Origin of the sequence: Streptomyces sp. NRRL WC-3605 (genome assembly GCF_001509795.1) — a bacterium.
GTDB lineage: Bacteria > Actinomycetota > Actinomycetes > Streptomycetales > Streptomycetaceae > Streptomyces > Streptomyces viridochromogenes.
In genome coordinates this window covers 39,272-57,419 of record NZ_LLZN01000071.1, presented here as the reverse complement: position 1 = coordinate 57,419, position 18,148 = coordinate 39,272, and the positions used below count along the sequence as shown (strand labels likewise).

Below are 18,148 nucleotides of genomic sequence, written 5' to 3'. Positions count from 1 at the left end.
CGGCCCCCCGCCCCCCCCCCCCCCCCCCCCCCGGACCCGCCCCCGCGGCCCCCCGGCCCCCCCCGGCCCCCCCCCGCCCCCCCGCAGACGCCCGCCTCTCCGGCCGCCGGCGCCTGGCCCACCGCCGCTCCCGCGGGCGGCGGCCGGAGGCCCGGCGGCTGGCCCACGGCGGCCCCGGCGGGCGGCGGTGCCCCGGCATCCCGGCCCGGCGCACCCGCTCCCGCACCCGCGTCCCCGCCCGCACCCGCTCCCGCCGCGGGAGGCGGAGAGGCGGCACCCGCCTACGCGCCCCCGAGCGGTGGTCTGGACCCCCGGCAGCTCTGGCCGAACATCCTGGAGGCGGTCAAGAACCGCCGCCGCTTCACCTGGATCCTCCTCAGCCAGAACGCCCAGGTCGCCGGCTTCGACGGCACCACCCTCCAGCTCGGCTTCGTCAACGCGGGCGCGCGCGACAACTTCGCGAGCAGCGGCAGCGAGGACGTCCTGCGCCAGGCGCTGGCCGAGCAGTTCCACGTGCAGTGGAAGATCGAGGCGATCGTCGACCCGTCGGGCGGCGGCTCGGCGCCCCCGGCACCGGGCGGCTCCCCCGGCTTCGGCGGGGGCGGCGCAGCCCCGGCCCCCGGCGGCTACGGCGCTCAGGCCGCCACGCGCCCGGCCCCCGCCCCGTCCGCGGCACCGGCGCCCCCGTCGGCAGCGGCCCCCGCCCCGGCCCCGCGGCCCAGCGCCCCGGAACCGCCCTCCGTCTCCATCGAGGACGACATCCCGGAGGACGACGACCCCGACCTCAACGAGTCGGCGCTGTCCGGCCGCGAGCTGATCGTGCGGGAGCTGGGCGCGACGGTCGTCGAGGAGATCACGAACGAGTAGGCCGCGCCCGGCCCGCCTTTCCCCGGGCCGGTTTTGGAGGAACGCACAGGTCCTCCGCCCCCGGCCCCTCGGCGTCCCGCACAAGAAGGCCGTTAGGCTGACCCCCGTGAAGGTCCTCGTCATCGGTAGCGGCGCCCGCGAACACGCCCTGTGCCGCTCCCTGTCCCTCGACCCCGACGTCACCGCGCTGCACTGCGCCCCCGGCAACGCCGGCATCGCCGAGGTCGCCGAACTGCACCAGGTCGACGCCCTCGACGGCGAGGCCGTCTCCGCGCTGGCCGAACGGCTCGGCGCCGGCCTCGTGGTCGTCGGACCGGAGGCCCCCCTCGTCGCGGGGGTCGCCGACGCCGTGCGCGAGGCGGGCATCCCGGTGTTCGGCCCCTCCAAGGAGGCCGCGCAGCTCGAGGGTTCCAAGGCGTTCGCCAAGGACGTCATGGCCGCGGCCGGCGTCCCCACGGCCCGCTCCTACGTCTGCGCCACCCCCGCCCAGGTCGACGAGGCCCTGGACGCCTTCGGCGCCCCGTACGTCGTCAAGGACGACGGCCTGGCGGCGGGCAAGGGCGTCGTCGTGACCGCCGACCTCGACGAGGCCCGCGCGCACGCCAACGCCTGCGAGCGCGTCGTCATCGAGGAGTACCTGGACGGCCCCGAGGTCTCCCTCTTCGCCATCACCGACGGCACGACCGTCGTGCCCTTGCAGCCCGCCCAGGACTTCAAGCGCGCGCTGGACGGCGACGAGGGCCCGAACACCGGCGGCATGGGCGCGTACTCGCCGCTGCCGTGGGCGGACCCGAAGCTGGTCGAGGAGGTCCTGGAGACGGTCCTCCAGCCGACCGTCGACGAGATGCGCCGGCGCGGCACCCCGTTCTCCGGACTGCTCTACGCCGGACTCGCGATCACCTCGCGGGGCGTGCGCGTGATCGAGTTCAACGCCCGCTTCGGCGACCCGGAGACGCAGGTCGTGCTCGCCCGCCTGAAGACCCCGCTGGCCGGTGTCCTGCTGGCCTCCGCCCAGGGGCACCTGGCCGACCTGGAGCCGCTGCGCTGGAGCGACGACGCCGCGGTCACCGTGGTCGTCGCCTCCCACAACTACCCGGGCACCCCCCGCACCGGCGACCCGATCACCGGCCTCGACGACGTGGCCGCCCAGGACGCCCCGCACGCCTACGTGCTGCACGCCGGCACCCGGCGCGACGGTGAGGCGGTCGTGAGCGCCGGTGGCCGCGTGCTGTCCGTCACCGCGACCGGCGGCGACCTCACCGAGGCCCGGACCCGCGCCTACCGGGCAGTGGGCCGGATCGGGCTGGACGGCTCCCAGCACCGTACGGACATCGCCGCGAAGGCCGCCGCCGACGCGTAGGGCCTTTCGTTTGGAGCAGGCCGACCAGGGCCCCGGATCCGTCCCAGGATCCGGGGCCCTGCGCGTGCGGGAAGCGGTGCGGCACGTGTGCCGGGATCAGAGGGGTGATCCTCGCTGTCCGTCATCCACCTTTCCCCAAAGCCATTCCATCGAGTGAGCGATGGCCCAACCGGCTGACGTGGGTCGACGCCCCAACTATGGTGCCGCGCAAGCGTTCCGGCACTTGGCCCACCGGCATTGCGATGTCGGTGGCGGGTGCCACAGTGGGGGAGTGAGCAGAGCCAGGACGGTTCCGACGACCAGGGCAGCGCGGAGGGGGTGAGGTCCGGCCGTGACCGGGATGGGGATGGAAGCAGGGGCCCAGGCCGCGCGTGCCCGGGCCCTGGCGGTGCTGCGCGTCCGCAGCCGCGCGCTCGCCGTGGCCCTGCTCCCCGCGGCGTTCGCCGTGGTGCTGCTCGCCGGACCGTCCACCGGGCACCTGGCCGGTCCCGCCTGGGACGCCGTGCGCTGGGTGCTCACCCCGTTCGCCGTCCTGGTGCTGCTGGCCGCCGGGGTCGTCGCGCTGGTCGTCGCCCGCGCCCGTCCCGCCGTCACGCCCACCGTGACGATCGGCGAGGAGCAGGCCCCGGATCTCTACCGGCTGGTGCGCGACCTCGCCGACCGGCTCGACGTCCCCGCCCCGTCCGCGATAGCGCTCACCCCCGACTGCGACAGCTGGCTGGAGGACCGCACCCATCGGTCCCACGGCCCGCCCCCGCCCGAGGAGCACGCCGACGACGGACTCAACGGCCTGCGCGGCGGCGGGCGCGGCCCCCACCGCCGTACGCCGGCGGCGCCGGTCCTCGTCATCGGCTCGCCGTTCCTGTGGTGGATGCGGGTCGGGGAGCTGCGGGCCGTGCTCGCCCCGGTCGTCGCCGGCACCGGGCCCTCCGCGCACCCGGACATAGCCCAGGCCCGGCGCTTCGTCCGGGGTCTGGACGCCGCCGTGGCCGTCGCCGCCACGGGCGGCCGCTGTCCGGGGTCGCGGGCGGTGTGCGCGGGCCTCGGCCGGGTGGCGCGGCTGCTGCTGCGGAGCTGCCGGGAGCACGCGGCCGAGATGGAGCGGGGAGTGGCCGCGGCGGCCGCCGAGCGTGCACAGGCTGTGGACTACGGTCTGCGGATCGTCGCCCAGGAACAGGTCGGACTGGCCTACGCGGGCTGGGACCGGCTGCTGACCCGGGTCGCGCTGCCGGCCTGGCGGATGGGCCGCTGGCCGTCCCGGCTGGACGCGGGCGTGGTCGCCGCCCTCACCGAGCTCTCCCGGCGGGACCGGCTGGCGGAGGGATTCGCCTCCCGGCTGGGCGAGCGCCCCGCCTGCGACCTCCTCGAGGAGCCCGGCGCGGTCGACGAGGCCACCTCCCTGCTGGCCGCCCGGCTGTTCCACGGCGGCCCGGCCGAGACCGGCCAGGAGTGGTCGCCGGTGGGCTGGCAGGAGTATCCGGAGGAGGTCGTGGACCGCACGTGGCGCACGGACGCGGCCCGCCTCCACCGCGTCCTCGACGCCCTCGGCGTCCGCCGCTGCCCGGGCGACGCGCCCCCCGGCTCCGACGGCCCCACCCTCTCCCGGGTCCTGGACCACCTGACGGCCCCCCAGCCGGACCCGGTCGCGGAAGCGCTCGTCCCGCCCCCGGCTCCGGCCGACGACCTCGACTCCTACGAGGACCCCTACGAGGAGACCTACGAGGACCAGGAGACCGAGCGGAGTTCGGCCCTGGCCGCCGGGATCACCGCCGAGCTGGCCCGCGAGGAGGCGGCGGCGCCCGCCGGGCAGCCGGCCGCGCTCACCCCCGACACCTCGCTGCTGGACATCGGGACCCTCCCGCTCTTCCCGCTCCAGCCGCCTCGCAGCTCCCGTGAGCTGCTCACCGACCACGTGACCGCGATGGTCTGCTGCGCGGCCATGGACACCGCGGGCGCGACGCCCGGCCTCGACTGGCTCGACGGACCCACGCTGCTCATCGACGGCGAACGCGCCACGGACCTCACACCCCGGGTCCTCCGCCTCATCGAGGACGGCGATCCGGCGCCCTTGCGCGCCTGGCTCGTGGAGTCGGGGATACGCCCCGAGAAGCCGGTGCGCCTGGTCTGACGGGCGAGGACGCGCCAGGGGCCCCGGCGGCGCGCCCCGAAGCGACGGAACTCAGTCGGAGCCCCCGGTTCCACTTTCGGCCAATTCGCAACGAATAGTGACAGGAAGCGAGCGCAATGTGATGTGCTGGGGTCGATAGCGCATATGGCAAGGGCTTACGCCACGCCGGCCGGTGCAGCCCTGCCGGACGGCGGCACCACCGGGCAAGCGCATCAGGCGTACGACAGGCACCACCGGCACCGGACGAGCACGACGCGCACCACCCGGCACCGTGAGCACGACGTGCAGCACCGCACCACCGGCACGGCGTGCGCCCGGCGCGCCCGGGCCGGGACACGACGCTCGATGTGCGCACACGGGGACAAGGGAGGGGTACGGCCATGGGATCGGAGCAGATCCGCCGCTGGGAGTCGGGAGCTCTCGCGCACGCCGTGACGGACCCCTTCGGCCAGGGCCCGGTCCCCTGGCTGCGCGGCAACGTGACGTACTTCGACGACACCGGCCAGGTGGTCCCCTGGTACCTCGACGGCCAGGCCCATCCGCCGACGGCCGGCACCCCGAGGGTCCCCGCACCCCGCAGCGCCGGACCCCGCTCCGCGGACGACGTGCGCCGGCAGATCAAGGGATTCACCTCCACCGGAGCCGTCGCGCCCGGCGAGGCGGTCGACTTCCACATCACGGTCGACCCGCCCCAGGAGTTCGCCGTCGACATCTACCGCATCGGCCACTACGGCGGGGACGGCGCCGCCAAGATCACCACGAGCCCCCGGCTGTCCGGCATCGTGCAGCCCGCGCCGCTCACCGCCGACCGCACCGTCTCCTGCCACCACTGGTGGCTGTCCTGGCGCCTCCAGGTCCCCAGCTACTGGAGCAACGGCGCCTATGTCGCCGTCCTCACCACCCACGACGGCTACCGCTCGCACATCCCGTTCACCGTCCGCGACAACCACCCGGCGGACCTGCTCCTGCTCCTGCCCGACGTGACCTGGCAGGCGTACAACCTCTACCCGGAGGACGGCCGCCTCGGCGCCAGCCTCTACCACGCGTGGGACGAGGACGGCCGGCTGCTCGGCGAGGACGACGCCGCCACCACCGTCTCCTTCGACCGCCCCTACGCGGGCGCGGGCCTCCCCCTGCACGTCGGCCACGCCTACGACTTCATCCGCTGGGCCGAGCGCTACGGCTACGACATCGCCTACGCCGACGCCCGCGACCTGCACGGCGGCCACGTCGACCCGACCCGGTACCGCGGCCTGGTCTTCCCCGGCCACGACGAGTACTGGTCGGTGAACATGCGCCGCACGGTCGAGCTCGCCCGGGAGAACGGCACCTCGCTGGTGTTCCTCTCCGCCAACTCCATGTACTGGCAGGTGGAGCTGGGCCCCTCCCCGTCCGGCGTCCCCGACCGCCTGCTCACCTGCCGCAAGCGCAGGGGACCGGGGCGCCCGGTGCTCTGGCGGGAGATCGACCGCCCCGAGCAGGAGCTCATCGGCATCCAGTACGCCGGGCAGGTCCCCGAGCCGCACCCGCTGATCGTCCGCAACGCAGACCACTGGCTGTGGGAGGCCACCGGCGCCCACGAGGGCGACGAGATCCCGGGCCTGGTGGCCGGCGAGGCCGACCGCTACTTCCCGCGCACCCCGCTGCCCGGCCACGAGGAGCGCATCCTGCTGGCGCACTCCCCGTACGCCGACCGCGACGGCGTGCTCCGCCACCAGGAGACCTCGCTGTACCGGGCGCACTCCGGCGCCCTGGTCTTCGCCTCCGGCACCTTCGCCTGGTCCCCGGCGCTCGACCGCCCGGGCCATGTCGACCCCCGCGTCCAGCGCGCCACCGCCAACCTCCTGGACCGCATCTGCAAGCGTGACTGAGCTCACGCGGCCCGGCCCGGCAAGTCTCCCCGCCCACCCCCGGTCCGCGTCCGGCGCCCCGTACGGGACAATCGACGCATTGGACAGACTTACGGGGAGGAACCGTGTCCGGATTCGTAGAAAAGCCCGAACCGCTTCAGGTTCCGGGCCTGGTGCACCTGCACACCGGCAAGGTGCGCGAGCTGTACCAGAACGAGGCCGGTGACCTCGTGATGGTCGCCAGCGATCGCCTGTCCGCGTACGACTGGGTGCTGCCCACCGAGATCCCGGACAAGGGCCGCATCCTCACCCAGCTCTCCCTGTGGTGGTTCGACCAGCTCGCCGATCTGGTCCCCAACCACGTGCTGAGCACCGACGTGCCCGACGGCGCCCCCGCCGACTGGGCCGGCCGCACCCTCGTCTGCAAGTCCCTGCGGATGGTCCCCGTCGAGGCGGTGGCCCGCGGCTACCTCACCGGCTCCGGGCTCGCCGAGTACAACGACACCCGGACGGTCTGCGGGCTGGCCCTCCCCGAGGGCCTGGTCGACGGCTCGGAACTGCCGGCGCCGATCTTCACCCCGGCCACCAAGGCCGCCGTCGGCGAGCACGACGAGAACGTCTCCTACGAGGAGGTCGCCCGCCAGGTCGGCGCGGACACCGCCGCCCAACTGCGGCAGACGACGCTCGCCGTGTACGCGCGCGGCCGGGACATCGCCCGGGAGCGCGGCATCATCCTCGCGGACACCAAGTTCGAGTTCGGCTTCGACGGGGACACCCTGGTCATCGCCGACGAGGTCCTCACCCCGGACTCCTCGCGCTTCTGGCCGGCCGAGCAGTGGGAGCCGGGCCGCGCGCAGCCGTCGTACGACAAGCAGTTCGTCCGGGACTGGCTGACCTCGCCGGCCTCCGGCTGGGACCGGGCGAGCGAGCAGCCCCCGCCGCCGCTGCCGCAGGACGTCGTGGACGCCACCCGCGCCAAGTACGTGGAGGCGTACGAGCGGCTGACGGGCATGAGCTGGAGCTGAGGGACGTTCAGTCCCGGCCCGGCGGGGCGAGCCGCTCGCGCACCCAGCGCGGATCCGGGTTGGTGTGCGGCCGCCCGGCGACGACGACCGTCGGCACGGTCTCGTCGCCGCCGTTGGCCGCCCTGACCTCCGCCGCCCCGGCCGGGTCCCGCCAGATGTCCACCCAGTGCGCCCGGCGGGCCCGGAGGCCCAGCCGGAGGCGCAGCCGCAGACAGTAGGCGCAGCCCGGCCGCCAGTAGACGACCGGACGCCCGTCGGCGGCGCCGCGCCGCCGCGCCTCCTCGGCGCCGACCGACCTGGGGAAGGCCAGCGGTGAGTGCAGGGCCGCGAGCAGCAGGAACACCAGGGCGACGGACAGGGCCTCGCCCGGGTTTCCGATCAGGAGGAAGCCGACCGCGAGGACCGCGCCGCCGAGCGCGAACCGGGTCGGCAGGGTCCAGCTGCGTGTCATGGTCACGCACGCTATCGCGCCGCGGCCCAGCCCCTCGCGAAGGCCCCCGCCCCACGCAAAAGGCCCCGGTCGATGACCGGGGCCTCTGCTCTGGAGCGAACGACGAGGTTCGAACTCGCGACCTCAACCTTGGCAAGGTTGCGCTCTACCAACTGAGCTACGTTCGCATGCGCCGTGGCGCGGGAACCACTATACCCAACCCCGGGAGCGCGCGAGGCGCACCGCCGCGTGCCGGTTCTCGGCGCCCAGCTTCGAGACGGCGGAGGACAGGTAGTTCCGTACCGTCCCCTGGGACAGGGCGGCGCGCTCCGCGATCTCCGCGACGGGCGCCCCGTCGGCGGCGAGTTCCAGCACCTCGGCCTCCCGCGCGGTCAGCGGGGAGTCCCCGGCGGCGATGGCGTCGGCCGCCAACTCGGGGTCGACGTACCGGTTTCCGCCGTGCACGGTCCGGATGATCTCGGCGAGCCGCTGGGCGCTGACCGTCTTCGGGACGAACCCGCGCACACCCGCCTCAAGGGCCCGCTTCAGATGCCCGGGCCGCCCGTGACTGGTCACGATCAGCACCCGGCACCCGGGCAGTTCGGCCCGCAGCGCTGTGGCGACCTTCACACCGTCGGCACCCGGCATCTGCAGGTCCAGGACCGCCACGTCGGGCTGATGGGCCCGCGCCATGGCGAGCGCCTCGGGACCGGTGGCCGCCTCGGCGACGATCACCAGGTCGTCCTCCAGGGACAGCAGCGTGGCGAGCGCGCCGCGGATCAGGTGCTCGTCGTCGGCCAGCAGCAGCCGCACCGGCCCGCTCATACGACGGTCTCCCGCACCCCGGCGTCCGTCAGCGGCACCTCCGCCACCAGCCGGAACGCCCCCTCGCCGACGCGGCCGGCCTCCAGCGTGCCGTCCACGGCGGCGAGCCGCTCCCGCAGCCCGGCGAGGCCGGAGCCCCCGCCCCCGTCCGAGGCCGCCGCGGCCCCGTCGTTCTCCACCGTCAGCACCACCCGTTCCTCCGTCCTGCGCACACCCACCGCGCATCGCTCGGCATCCCCGTGCCGCAGCACGTTGGTCGTGGCCTCCCGCACCACCCAGGCGAGCGCCGACTGCACGTCCGCGGGCAGCCCGTCCGTCTCCCCGGTGACCTCGCAGACGATCCCGGCGGCGGTCAGCACCCCCTGGGCCCCGGCGAGTTCGACACCGAGGTCGGCCTCGCGGTAGCCCCGTACGACATCGCGGACCTCGCGCTGGGACTCCTGCGCGATCCGCTGCACCTCGATCATCTGCTCGACGGCCTCGGGCCGCCCGCGCCGCGCCAGCTGCACCGCCAGCTCGCTCTTCAAGGCGATGACGGCCAGGTTGCGCCCCATCACGTCGTGCAGATCGCGCCCGAACCGCAGCCGCTCCTCGGCGACCGCGAGCCGGGCCCGGGTCTCACGGGCCTCGTCGAGCTCGAAGACGGCCCGCAGCAGCCAGACGGAGAACACGGCGGTGAAGGAGACGAAACCGCTGCCCAGCAGCACGACCACGGCGAGGACCAGCGCTTCGAGCGGAACCCCGGTGATCGCGAGCACGAGGAGCCCTGATCCGGCGGCGAAGCCCGCGACGAGCGCGTACACGTGTCTGCGTTCGCGGATGCCGAGGGCGACGATGCCCACCCCGAAGATCATGGTGACGCCGAACACCCCGCCGACGGCCGCGTCGAGGCCGTCGTGGTCCGGCCCGTACTCGGAGAGCGCGAAGCTCCCCGCGGCCATCGCGGCGGTGGCCGCGCCCAGAGCGCACATCAGCCGCAGCGGCTGCTCACGCTTCCCGCGCACCCAGTCCACGGCGTGCGACACGGTCACCATGCAGAGCGCGGCGTGCACGCAGACCAGGAGCAGCAGCCACGCGCCCGTCGCCCCGCCGACCTGGCGGACCATGGGCACCCCGGCCGCGGAGACCTCCATCACCGCGAAGAAGTGGAACGACCCCCGGGTGTACGTCTCCACCTTGGCCGGGGTGCTCTTCCCCCGCCACCACCTGCCGGGCCCGCGCATGCCTTCGTACCCCTTCGTCAGCGCCGCGGTTCCCACCGGAACCACCGCCGTACAGCAAACACGGCGAGGACCGTCCAGGCCAGCGCCGTGGTGGCGGCACCGAGCGTCTCGTACGCGGACAGCTCGCCGGTCCAGCCGCCCCGGATCAGCGTGATCACCGGTGTCAGCGGCAGCAGTTCGCACATCGAGGCCAGCCGGTCGGGCAGGACCTCCAGCGGGACGGCCATGCCCGAGCCGAGCATCGAGACGAGTATCACGGGGAGCGTGGTGACCTGGGCGCTCTCGGTGGTCCGCGTGAACGCCGAGGTCAGGGCCGCCAGCGCGGCGCACAGGACGAGTCCGGCCAGCAGCGCGGGGATTGCCAGATAGGGGGCGGGCGGCAGCGGGACGTCGAGCAGGATCATGCAGCCGGCCGCCAGCAGCACGGACTGCACGAGCCCCGTGGCGACCGCGGGCAGGGCGGACCCGGCGAGGATCTCGGCGTCCCGCAGCTCGCCGGTGCGCAGCCGCTTCAGGACGAGTTCCTCGCGGCGGGCGGTGAGGACGCCGACGAGCGCCCCGTACACGGCGAAGAGCAGCGAGAAGCCGATGGCGGCGGGCAGGATGACGGTTCCGGGGGTCAGCCCGGTCTTCTCCAGGTCCATGTCCTTGGTCGCCGACCACACGCTGAACGGCAGCACCAGCGGCACGAACAGGGCGGCGACGAGGGTTCCCCTGCTCCGGCCGAGCAGGGTCAGCTCGGCACGGGCGAGGGCCGTCATCCGTCCGGCGGGGGTGGTGATCGCGTCGCTCATGCCGCGTACTCCTCTTCCTTCTCCGTGCGGGCCCCCTGCCGGCCCGTGGACGTCTCGCGGGCGATCGCCAGGAACGCCTCCTCCAGCGAGGCCGACCGCACGTCGAGCCCCAGCAGTTCCAGCCCGGCTTCCTCGGCCCACACCAGCAGCCGGGTGGCAGTCCGCTGCAGTGTGCGGGTGCGCAGCCGGACGACGCGCCCGTCGACGTCGTGCCCGATCACGCCGAGTTCGCCGAGCGGCGGCAGGTCGCCCAGGAAGTAGCCGTCCGGCAGCCGGAAGGAGATCCGCGACGGCTGGGCCGCGGTGGCCTCGGCCGGGGTGCCGGTGGCCGCGATCCGGCCCTCGTGCAGGATGGCGAGCCGGTCCGCGAGGTCCTCCGCCTCCTCCAGGTAGTGCGTGGTCAGCAGGACCGTCGTCCCGGCGTCGCGCAGCTCGCGGACCAGCTCCCAGGTGGCCTGGCGCCCTTCGGCGTCGAGCCCGGTCGTCGGCTCGTCCAGGAACAGCACCTCGGGGTCCCCGAGCAGGGCGAGCGCCAGGTCGAGGCGCCGCCGCTCCCCGCCGGACAGCTGCTTGACCCGGACGCCGGTCTTCCCGGCCAGCCCGACGCGCTCCAGGACCTCGCTCTCGGGCCGGGCGCCGCTCACGCACCCCGCCCACATCCGCGCGGTCTCGGCGACGGTCAGCTCGGACGGGAAGCCGCCCTCCTGCAGCATCACCCCGGTGCGCGGCCGTACGACGGCCCGCTCGGCGAAGGGGTCGTGCCCCAGCACCCGCACCTGCCCTCCGGCGGGCCGGGCGAGCCCTTCGAGCAGTTCCACGGTCGACGTCTTGCCGGCGCCGTTGGTCCCGAGCAGGGCGAAGACCTCACCGCGGCGCACGGAGAAGGAGACTCCGCGCACCGCCTCGAACCCGCCCCCGTAGACACGCCGCAGGCCGGTGACCTCGATCACGTGCTCGTGTTCGTCGTTGTCCATGGCCTCAGCCTTCCGCCGGTCACGGGCGGAAGGCAGTGCGCGCTGTCATCACTCGGCATGACAAATGTCAGAAGCCGTGGGGGGCTTGGGGCAACGAAAAGACCCCGGTCCTGAAGGACCGGGGTCTCATTGCCGAGCGGACGACGAGGCTCGAACTCGCGACCTCAACCTTGGCAAGGTTGCGCTCTACCAACTGAGCTACGTCCGCATTGCCTCCGACCGGCTCTCACCGATCGGCGCGGGCACCAGCCTACCTGATCCACAAGGATGGTCGGTACGGCGGTGCAGAGCGGGTGACAGGAATTGCACACTGCGCCTTCCCCCTGGAAGGGGGATGTTCTACTACTGAACTACACCCGCATGCTCGGCGAGCTGGACTTTTTCGGCCCTGCCCGCTGGCGTGCTCCAGACATTAGCTGATCAGCAGGGGGGTAGCGCAAGTCGGTTGTCGCACCGGTCCGGGCGCACCGCCCCGCGGGTCCGCCGGCGGGCCCTGAGGACCCGCCCCGCGGACCGGCCTACTGCGCCGAGGCGAACGCCTCGTAGACCTTCTTGGGGATGCGGCCGCGGGCCGGCACCTCCATCTTGTTGGCCTGCGCCCAGGCGCGGACGGCCGCCGGATCGGGGGCGACCTCCGTCTGCTTGAACGCCTTGCCCGACCTCGACCGCTTGCGGCCGGCCTCCACGTAGGGCGCGAGCACCTTACGCAGTTTGCTGGCATTGGCTTCATTCAGGTCGATCTCGTACGACTTGCCGTCGAGTCCGAAGGCGATCGTTTCCGCCGCTTCTGAGCCGTCGATGTCGTCAAAGAGAGTGACCACGACCTTCTGCGCCACGAATATGGTCCCTTCGTACGGCACGCTGACAATTCATTTGTACCGTGCCCGACAATGCAATGTGAAGCTCGACTAAATCCTTCCGCGTGTCCAAAAGCAAGAAGGAGCGGAGCGACTTCGGTGGAAGCGTGGTGTGCGGAGAGGGTCGTGCGCAATAGGCATCGGGTGTCGATCCGGGATCTTTTCCGGAACTTTTCACCGCGTGGCCCGGCGGGTGCCCGTCGTGAGCGCGGTCACGTAGGTTCCTACAAGTCGACGCGCGTAGAAATTTTGTGCGGGTAGTCTGAAAGCACCTTGCAGGAACCTGCTCAGCACCACACCACCGGGAGTGCACGTGGCACGCGTCGTAGTCGACGTCATGCTCAAGCCGGAGATCCTCGACCCCCAGGGCCAGGCGGTGCAGCGCGCACTGCCGCGACTGGGTTTCGAAGGCATCTCGGACGTACGTCAGGGAAAGCGTTTCGAACTGGAAGTTGACGGACCGGTCGACGATGCCGCGCTCGCCCGCATCCACGATCTTGCGGAATCCTTCCTCGCCAACACCGTGATCGAGGACTTCACCGTCCGCGTCGAGGAAGTCGCGGAGGCCGCGAAGTGACCGCTCGTATTGGCGTGGTCACTTTCCCGGGTTCTCTCGACGACCGGGACACGCAGCGCGCGATCCGCCTGGCGGGCGCCGAACCGGTCGCCCTGTGGCACAAGGACAAAGACCTCAAGCAGGTCGACGCCGTGGTGCTGTGCGGTGGTTTCTCCTACGGCGACTATCTGCGCGCCGGAGCCATCGCCCGCTTCTCGCCGGTGATGGACACCGTCATCGAGCAGGCGAAGGGCGGCCTTCCCGTTCTCGGTATCTGCAACGGCTTCCAGATCCTCACCGAGGCGCACCTGCTGCCCGGCGGCATGCTCGGCAACGACCACCTGCACTTCATCTGCCGTGACCAGAAGCTGCGCGTGGAGAACGCCGGGACGGCCTGGACGACCGACTACACGGCCGGCCAGGAGATCCACATCCCGCTGAAGAACATGGACGGCCGCTATGTGGCCGACCAGTACACGCTGGACAAGCTGGAGGCCGAGGGCCGGGTCGCGTTCCGCTACCTGGACTTCAACCCCAACGGCTCGCTCAACGACATCGCCGGCATCACCAACGAGGCGGGCAACGTCGTGGGCCTGATGCCGCACCCGGAGCACGCCGTGGAGCCGCTCATCGGCACCGGCCGCACCGACGGCCTCCCGTTCTTCACCTCGATCCTCAAGAAGCTGGTCAACGCATGAGCCGGACGCCTCTGGACACGGTCGAGCACGCGGCCGCGACCCCCGACGTCGAGCTGCCCTGGGCCGAACTGGGCCTGAAGAAGGACGAGTACGAGCGCGTGGTCGAGATCCTCGGCCGCCGGCCCACCGGTGCCGAGCTCGCCATGTACTCCGTCATGTGGTCGGAGCACTGCTCCTACAAGTCCTCCAAGGTGCACCTGCGCCAGTTCGGCGAGAAGGCCCCCGAGTCCGACGCGCTGCTCGTCGGCATCGGCGAGAACGCCGGCGTCGTGGACGTCGGCCAGGGCTACGCGGTCACCTTCAAGGTCGAGTCGCACAACCACCCGTCGTACGTCGAGCCCTACCAGGGCGCGGCCACCGGCGTCGGCGGCATCGTCCGCGACATCATCGCGATGGGCGCCCGCCCGGTCGCGGTCGTGGACCCGCTGCGCTTCGGCGCCGCCGACCACCCCGACACCAAGCGCGTCCTGCCCGGCGTCGTCGCCGGCATCGGCGGCTACGGCAACTGCCTGGGCCTGCCGAACATCGGCGGCGAGGTGGTCTTCGACGCCTGCTACCAGGGCAACCCGCTGGTCAACGCCGGTGCCATCGGCGTCATGCGGCACGAGGACATCCACCTCGCGAAGGCGTCCGGCGCCGGCAACAAGGTCATCCTGTACGGGGCCCGGACCGGCGGCGACGGCATCGGCGGCGCCTCGATCCTCGCCTCGGAGACCTTCGACGACGCCAAGCCGTCGAAGCGTCCCGCGGTCCAGGTCGGCGACCCCTTCCAGGAGAAGCTCCTCATCGAGTGCACCCTGGAGGCGTTCAAGGAGAAGCTGGTCGTCGGCATCCAGGACCTCGGCGCGGCCGGTCTGTCCTGCGCCACGTCCGAGCTGGCCTCCAACGGCTCCGGCGGCATGCGCGTCACCCTGGACGACGTCCCGCTGCGCGACTCCACGCTCTCGCCCGAGGAGATCCTCATGAGCGAGTCGCAGGAACGCATGTGCGCGGTCGTGGAGCCCGGGAAGGTCGAGCGCTTCCTCGAGATCTGCGAGAAGTGGGACGTCATCGCCACGGTGATCGGTGAGGTCACCGACGGCGACCGCCTGGAGATCTACTGGCACGGCGGCAAGATCGTCGACGTCGACCCGCGCACGGTCGCGCACGAGGGCCCGGTCTACGAGCGCCCGTACGCCCGCCCGTCCTGGCAGGACGAGCTGCAGGCCGACGACGCGAACAAGCTGCCCCGCCCGGCGACGTCGGACGAGCTGAAGGACCAGGTCCTGAAGCTGGTCGGCTCCCCGAACCAGGCCAGCAAGAAGTGGATCACGTCCCAGTACGACCACTTCGTGCAGGGCAACACCGTCCTCGCCCAGCCCGAGGACTCCGGCATGATCCGCATCGACGAGGAGACCGGCCTGGGCGTCGCCCTCGCGACCGACGGCAACGGCCGGTACGCCAAGCTCGACCCGTACCACGGCGCCCAGCTGGCCCTCGCCGAGGCGTACCGCAACGTGGCGACGACCGGCGCCAAGCCGCTCGCCGTCTCCGACTGCCTGAACTTCGGCTCCCCCGAGGACCCGGCGGTCATGTGGCAGTTCGCCGAGGCCGTGCGCGGTCTCGCCGACGCCTGTCAGCAGCTCGGCACCCCGGTGACCGGCGGCAACGTCTCGCTCTACAACCAGACGGGCGAGGCCGCCATCCACCCGACGCCGGTCGTCGCCGTCCTCGGCGTGATCGACGACGTGGCCCGCCGCACGCCGGTCGCCTTCCAGGAGGAGGGCCAGCTGCTCTACCTCCTCGGCGACACGCGTGAGGAGTTCAGCGGCTCGGCCTGGTCGCAGGTGATCCACGACCACCTCGGCGGCCTGCCCCCGAAGGTCGACCTGGAGCGTGAGCGGCTGCTCGCCGAGATCCTGATCTCGGCCTCCCGCGACGGCATGATCGACTCCGCGCACGACCTGTCCGACGGCGGTCTGATCCAGGCGGTCGTCGAGTCGGCGCTGCTCGGGGACAAGGGCGCCCGCCTGGTCGTGCCCGACGGCCTGGACGCCTTCACCTTCCTGTTCTCCGAGTCGGCCGGCCGCGCCGTCGTGGCCGTCCCGCGCTCGGAGGAACTCCGCTTCACCGACATGTGCGGCGCCCGCGGCCTGCCGGCCACGCGCATCGGTGTCGTGGACGGCGACGCGGTCGAGATCCAGGGCGAGTTCTCCCTCCCCCTGGCCGAACTCCGCGAGACCCACGAGGCGACGATCCCCGCACTGCTGGCGTAGCCGGCGGTACGGCAGGAAGGTCCCGTCCGACCACCGGACGGGACCTTCTTCGTCTCACCGCACGTAGTTCTTGAGGATCTCGGTGTCGAGTTCGATGCCGATGGGGTCGGGAAGGAGGACCTTCTCGCCGAACTTCGCGGTGCGGACGGTGCGATAGCCACCGATCTTCCGGTCGGGCGAGCTGTGCAACGTGAGCGTGCAGGAATCGCGGTCGATCAAGAGGTACACCGGGATCTCCGCCTGACCGTATGCGGCGGGCTTCTCGTACCGGTCCCGTCGGTCTGTGTCCGAGTCGTACGAGGTGACCTCCACGACCATGAGCGCCCCTTCCGGGTCGGCCCACTCGCCGTGTGCGGCGAAGTGGGCCTCGGGCGCCAGCACTGCGTCGGGCTTCGCCCTGCCCTGCCGGTACGCGGCCACCCGCAGTCCACGACCGTGGTACACGTCCAGGTCGGGACGGGTTTGGATACAGCGCTTGGTCAGCCAGGACACGATCGTGTCGTGGTCCCCGTCCGTCACCTTCTTGACTCCGATCCGTCCGTTGATGAACTCCAACGTGACGGTCTCGGGAGCGGCGGCGGCGATCGTTTCGAACTCCTCCACCGACATCTGAGACGTGCGCTCGGCCATAACCGTCATGTTGCACCTCCTCCTGGGCGGAGACCAGTGTCGTCCGGGGCAGTCGACGCGGGATGTCTTCCGCAGTCGATCACCCGGACGAGTTATCGAACGCCGATCCGAGCCGCGATCTCCCGCAATAGGCTGCTCCCCATGCCCCCGGCCAAGAAGCGCGCGCGCACCTACGACCCCGTCAAGATCCGTACCGCCGTGCTCGCCCAGTTCGGGCACGTCCGGCAGGCCGTCCGCGAGCTCACCGCCGAGCAGCTCGCCCTGCCGACCCGGCTGGACGGCTGGACCGTGCGGGACCTGGCCGCCCATGTGACCATGGCGCTGGAGACCGTCAGCCGGAACCTCGACCGGGACGAGCCGTCGAAGGCCACGCTCACCCTGCTGGACTGGCCCTCGGCCACCGCAGCCCGCGCCGGGGACATCGCCGACGGCACCCGTGAACTGGCCGCCGCCCACCCCGACCTCGACGCGCTGTACGCCCGTACCGGGGAACGCCTCACCGAGCGCCTGGCGACCGCGCCCGGCGACCGGCTCCTCGACACCCGGACCGGCGCCCTGCCCCTCGCCGACTACCTGGTCACCCGTACCGTCGAACTGGTCGTCCACACCGACGACCTGAACGCCGCCGTCCCCGGCCTCGACATCCCGTACGAGCGGCAGGCCCTCGCCGCCTGCACCCGGCTCCTCGCCGACGCGCTCGCCGTGAAGGCGCCCGGCGGCTCGACCGAGGTCCGTGTCCCGCCGTACGCCGTCGTGCAGTGCGTGGAGGGCCCTCGGCACACCCGGGGCACCCCGCCCAACGTCGTCGAGACCGACCCGCTCACCTGGATCCGGCTCGCCACCGGCCGCCTCACCTGGCGGGACGCCCTCGCGGAGGCCAAGGTCAGCGCGAGCGGCGAACGCGCCGACCTGGGCGGCCTGCTCCCCCTCATGGGCTGAGCCGGCCTCCGGCGAGAGGACGGCAGGGCACGGCGTGCTCGGCCGCCCCGCCGTCCCCGTCCGGTTCCACCCGGTAGAGGCGGGCCTCCGGCACGCGCGCCACCGCGTCCGTCAGCCGGCCGTCGGTGAACAGGGCGCCCGCCCCGTCCTCCACCGCCCAGCCCGGCGGCAGTGCCCCGCTCGCCACCGCCGCCCGGTAGGAGGGCCGCCGTCCCGGCTCACCGTCGTAGTGGGGGCAGACCGAGCCGGGCAGCAGCCCCAGCCCGTCGGCCAGGTGCGTCAGCGGCCCGAAGGAGTCGGTGTGGGAGCCCTCGGCCCAGCAGTTGGCACCGGCGCTGATGCCGCACAGCAGGACGCCCCGGTCGTACGCCTCGCGCAGCAGCCGGTCCACGCCGTGCGCACGCCAGACGGCCAGCAGGTTCGCGGTGTTGCCCCCGCCGACGTACACGACGTCCTGGCCGAGCAGGAACGTCCGCAGGGAGTTGTCGTCGAGTGTGCGCCGGAAGAGCGGCAGCACCCCGGCCTCGACCGGACGGGACGAGAACGCCGTGAGGAAGCGGTCGACGTAGCCGGGCGCGTCGCCGCTGGCCGTCGGCACGAAGCAGACCTTGGGCCGGGCCGCGTCCACCAGGCCGAGCACCCAGTCGTCCAGCACGCCGTCGTCGTCGGTGGAGAACCCCCCTCCGAGGAGAGCCAGACGACGTTCCGAGCCGAGCGTCACAAGCGGTCTCCTTCGG

At 72.8% G+C, this 18,148-nt stretch carries 16 protein-coding genes, 3 tRNA genes and 1 pseudogene; 9 read left to right on the top strand and 11 right to left on the bottom strand.

Annotated features, from left to right (window positions below; all coding sequences use genetic code 11):
- From ADL34_RS24250 to ADL34_RS24230, 5 genes and pseudogenes are all read left to right on the top strand, one after another.
- A pseudogene (locus tag ADL34_RS24250) lies at positions 1-867 on the top strand (DNA polymerase III subunit gamma and tau); the annotation flags it as partial.
- Positions 868-973: 106 nt separating this feature from the next.
- Positions 974-2,227, top strand: a complete 1,254-nt coding sequence (gene purD, locus ADL34_RS24245; RefSeq protein WP_062673387.1) for a phosphoribosylamine--glycine ligase — start codon at positions 974-976, stop codon at positions 2,225-2,227.
- A gap of 340 nt (positions 2,228-2,567) precedes the next feature.
- Positions 2,568-4,355, top strand: a complete 1,788-nt coding sequence (locus ADL34_RS24240) for a hypothetical protein (protein WP_079034432.1) — start codon at positions 2,568-2,570, stop codon at positions 4,353-4,355.
- Between the two features lie 380 nt (positions 4,356-4,735).
- The gene (locus tag ADL34_RS24235; RefSeq protein ID WP_062673383.1) at positions 4,736-6,226 is read left to right on the top strand and encodes a N,N-dimethylformamidase beta subunit family domain-containing protein; all 1,491 of its coding nucleotides are present in this window, start codon (positions 4,736-4,738) and stop codon (positions 6,224-6,226) included.
- A gap of 104 nt (positions 6,227-6,330) precedes the next feature.
- A complete protein-coding gene (locus ADL34_RS24230; protein WP_062673381.1) occupies positions 6,331-7,230 on the top strand; it encodes a phosphoribosylaminoimidazolesuccinocarboxamide synthase in 900 nt (299 codons plus the stop codon).
- 7 nt (positions 7,231-7,237) lie between these two features.
- Here ADL34_RS24230 and ADL34_RS24225 read toward each other — a convergent pair whose 3' ends face one another.
- From ADL34_RS24225 to ADL34_RS24185, 9 genes are all read right to left on the bottom strand, one after another.
- Positions 7,238-7,681: a glutaredoxin domain-containing protein gene (locus tag ADL34_RS24225; RefSeq protein ID WP_062673379.1), complete on the bottom strand. Its 444-nt coding sequence runs from the start codon at positions 7,679-7,681 to the stop codon at positions 7,238-7,240.
- Positions 7,682-7,772: 91 nt separating this feature from the next.
- Positions 7,773-7,848 (bottom strand) — tRNA-Gly (locus tag ADL34_RS24220).
- Positions 7,849-7,870: 22 nt separating this feature from the next.
- The gene (locus tag ADL34_RS24215; RefSeq protein ID WP_062673377.1) at positions 7,871-8,485 is read right to left on the bottom strand and encodes a response regulator transcription factor; all 615 of its coding nucleotides are present in this window, start codon (positions 8,483-8,485) and stop codon (positions 7,871-7,873) included.
- Complete coding sequence (locus tag ADL34_RS24210; protein ID WP_062673389.1) at positions 8,482-9,708, bottom strand: sensor histidine kinase; 1,227 nt, start codon at positions 9,706-9,708, stop codon at positions 8,482-8,484. The genes ADL34_RS24215 and ADL34_RS24210 overlap by 4 nt, the downstream gene beginning before the upstream one ends.
- A gap of 17 nt (positions 9,709-9,725) precedes the next feature.
- On the bottom strand, positions 9,726-10,502 hold the full coding sequence (locus ADL34_RS24205; RefSeq protein ID WP_062673375.1) for an ABC transporter permease: 777 nt from the start codon (positions 10,500-10,502) through the stop codon (positions 9,726-9,728).
- Positions 10,499-11,476: an ABC transporter ATP-binding protein gene (locus ADL34_RS24200; protein WP_062673373.1), complete on the bottom strand. Its 978-nt coding sequence runs from the start codon at positions 11,474-11,476 to the stop codon at positions 10,499-10,501. Before ADL34_RS24200 ends, ADL34_RS24205 begins: the two co-directional genes overlap by 4 nt.
- 135 nt (positions 11,477-11,611) lie before the next feature.
- Positions 11,612-11,684 (bottom strand) — tRNA-Gly (locus ADL34_RS24195).
- Positions 11,685-11,764: 80 nt separating this feature from the next.
- Positions 11,765-11,836: transfer RNA gene (locus ADL34_RS24190), tRNA-Gly, on the bottom strand.
- 158 nt (positions 11,837-11,994) lie between these two features.
- Positions 11,995-12,312 carry a histone-like nucleoid-structuring protein Lsr2 gene (locus ADL34_RS24185; RefSeq protein ID WP_062673371.1) on the bottom strand — a complete coding sequence of 106 codons (318 nt, stop codon included), beginning with the start codon at positions 12,310-12,312 and terminating at the stop codon, positions 11,995-11,997.
- Between the two features lie 334 nt (positions 12,313-12,646).
- Here ADL34_RS24185 and purS point away from each other — a divergent pair, with 334 nt between their 5' ends.
- The 3 genes from purS to purL are packed head-to-tail and all read left to right on the top strand — an operon-like array spanning position 12,647 to position 15,842.
- Complete coding sequence (gene purS, locus ADL34_RS24180) at positions 12,647-12,910, top strand: phosphoribosylformylglycinamidine synthase subunit PurS (protein WP_055624957.1); 264 nt, start codon at positions 12,647-12,649, stop codon at positions 12,908-12,910.
- A complete protein-coding gene (gene purQ, locus ADL34_RS24175; protein ID WP_062673369.1) occupies positions 12,907-13,587 on the top strand; it encodes a phosphoribosylformylglycinamidine synthase subunit PurQ in 681 nt (226 codons plus the stop codon). The genes purS and purQ overlap by 4 nt, the downstream gene beginning before the upstream one ends.
- Positions 13,584-15,842 carry a phosphoribosylformylglycinamidine synthase subunit PurL gene (purL, locus tag ADL34_RS24170; protein WP_062673367.1) on the top strand — a complete coding sequence of 753 codons (2,259 nt, stop codon included), beginning with the start codon at positions 13,584-13,586 and terminating at the stop codon, positions 15,840-15,842. Before purQ ends, purL begins: the two co-directional genes overlap by 4 nt.
- A 54-nt stretch (positions 15,843-15,896) precedes the next feature.
- Here purL and ADL34_RS24165 read toward each other — a convergent pair whose 3' ends face one another.
- Entirely contained in the window at positions 15,897-16,481 is a 585-nt protein-coding gene (locus ADL34_RS24165; RefSeq protein ID WP_062673365.1) for a Uma2 family endonuclease, read from the bottom strand.
- A gap of 132 nt (positions 16,482-16,613) precedes the next feature.
- On the opposite strand from ADL34_RS24165, the gene ADL34_RS24160 reads away from it, so the two are divergent.
- A complete protein-coding gene (locus ADL34_RS24160) occupies positions 16,614-17,411 on the top strand; it encodes a maleylpyruvate isomerase family mycothiol-dependent enzyme (protein ID WP_062673363.1) in 798 nt (265 codons plus the stop codon).
- Here ADL34_RS24160 and ADL34_RS24155 read toward each other — a convergent pair.
- The gene (locus ADL34_RS24155; protein WP_062673361.1) at positions 17,401-18,132 is read right to left on the bottom strand and encodes a peptidase E; all 732 of its coding nucleotides are present in this window, start codon (positions 18,130-18,132) and stop codon (positions 17,401-17,403) included. The two genes, ADL34_RS24160 and ADL34_RS24155, sit on opposite strands and share 11 nt — an antisense overlap.
- Positions 18,133-18,148 lie beyond the last annotated feature (16 nt).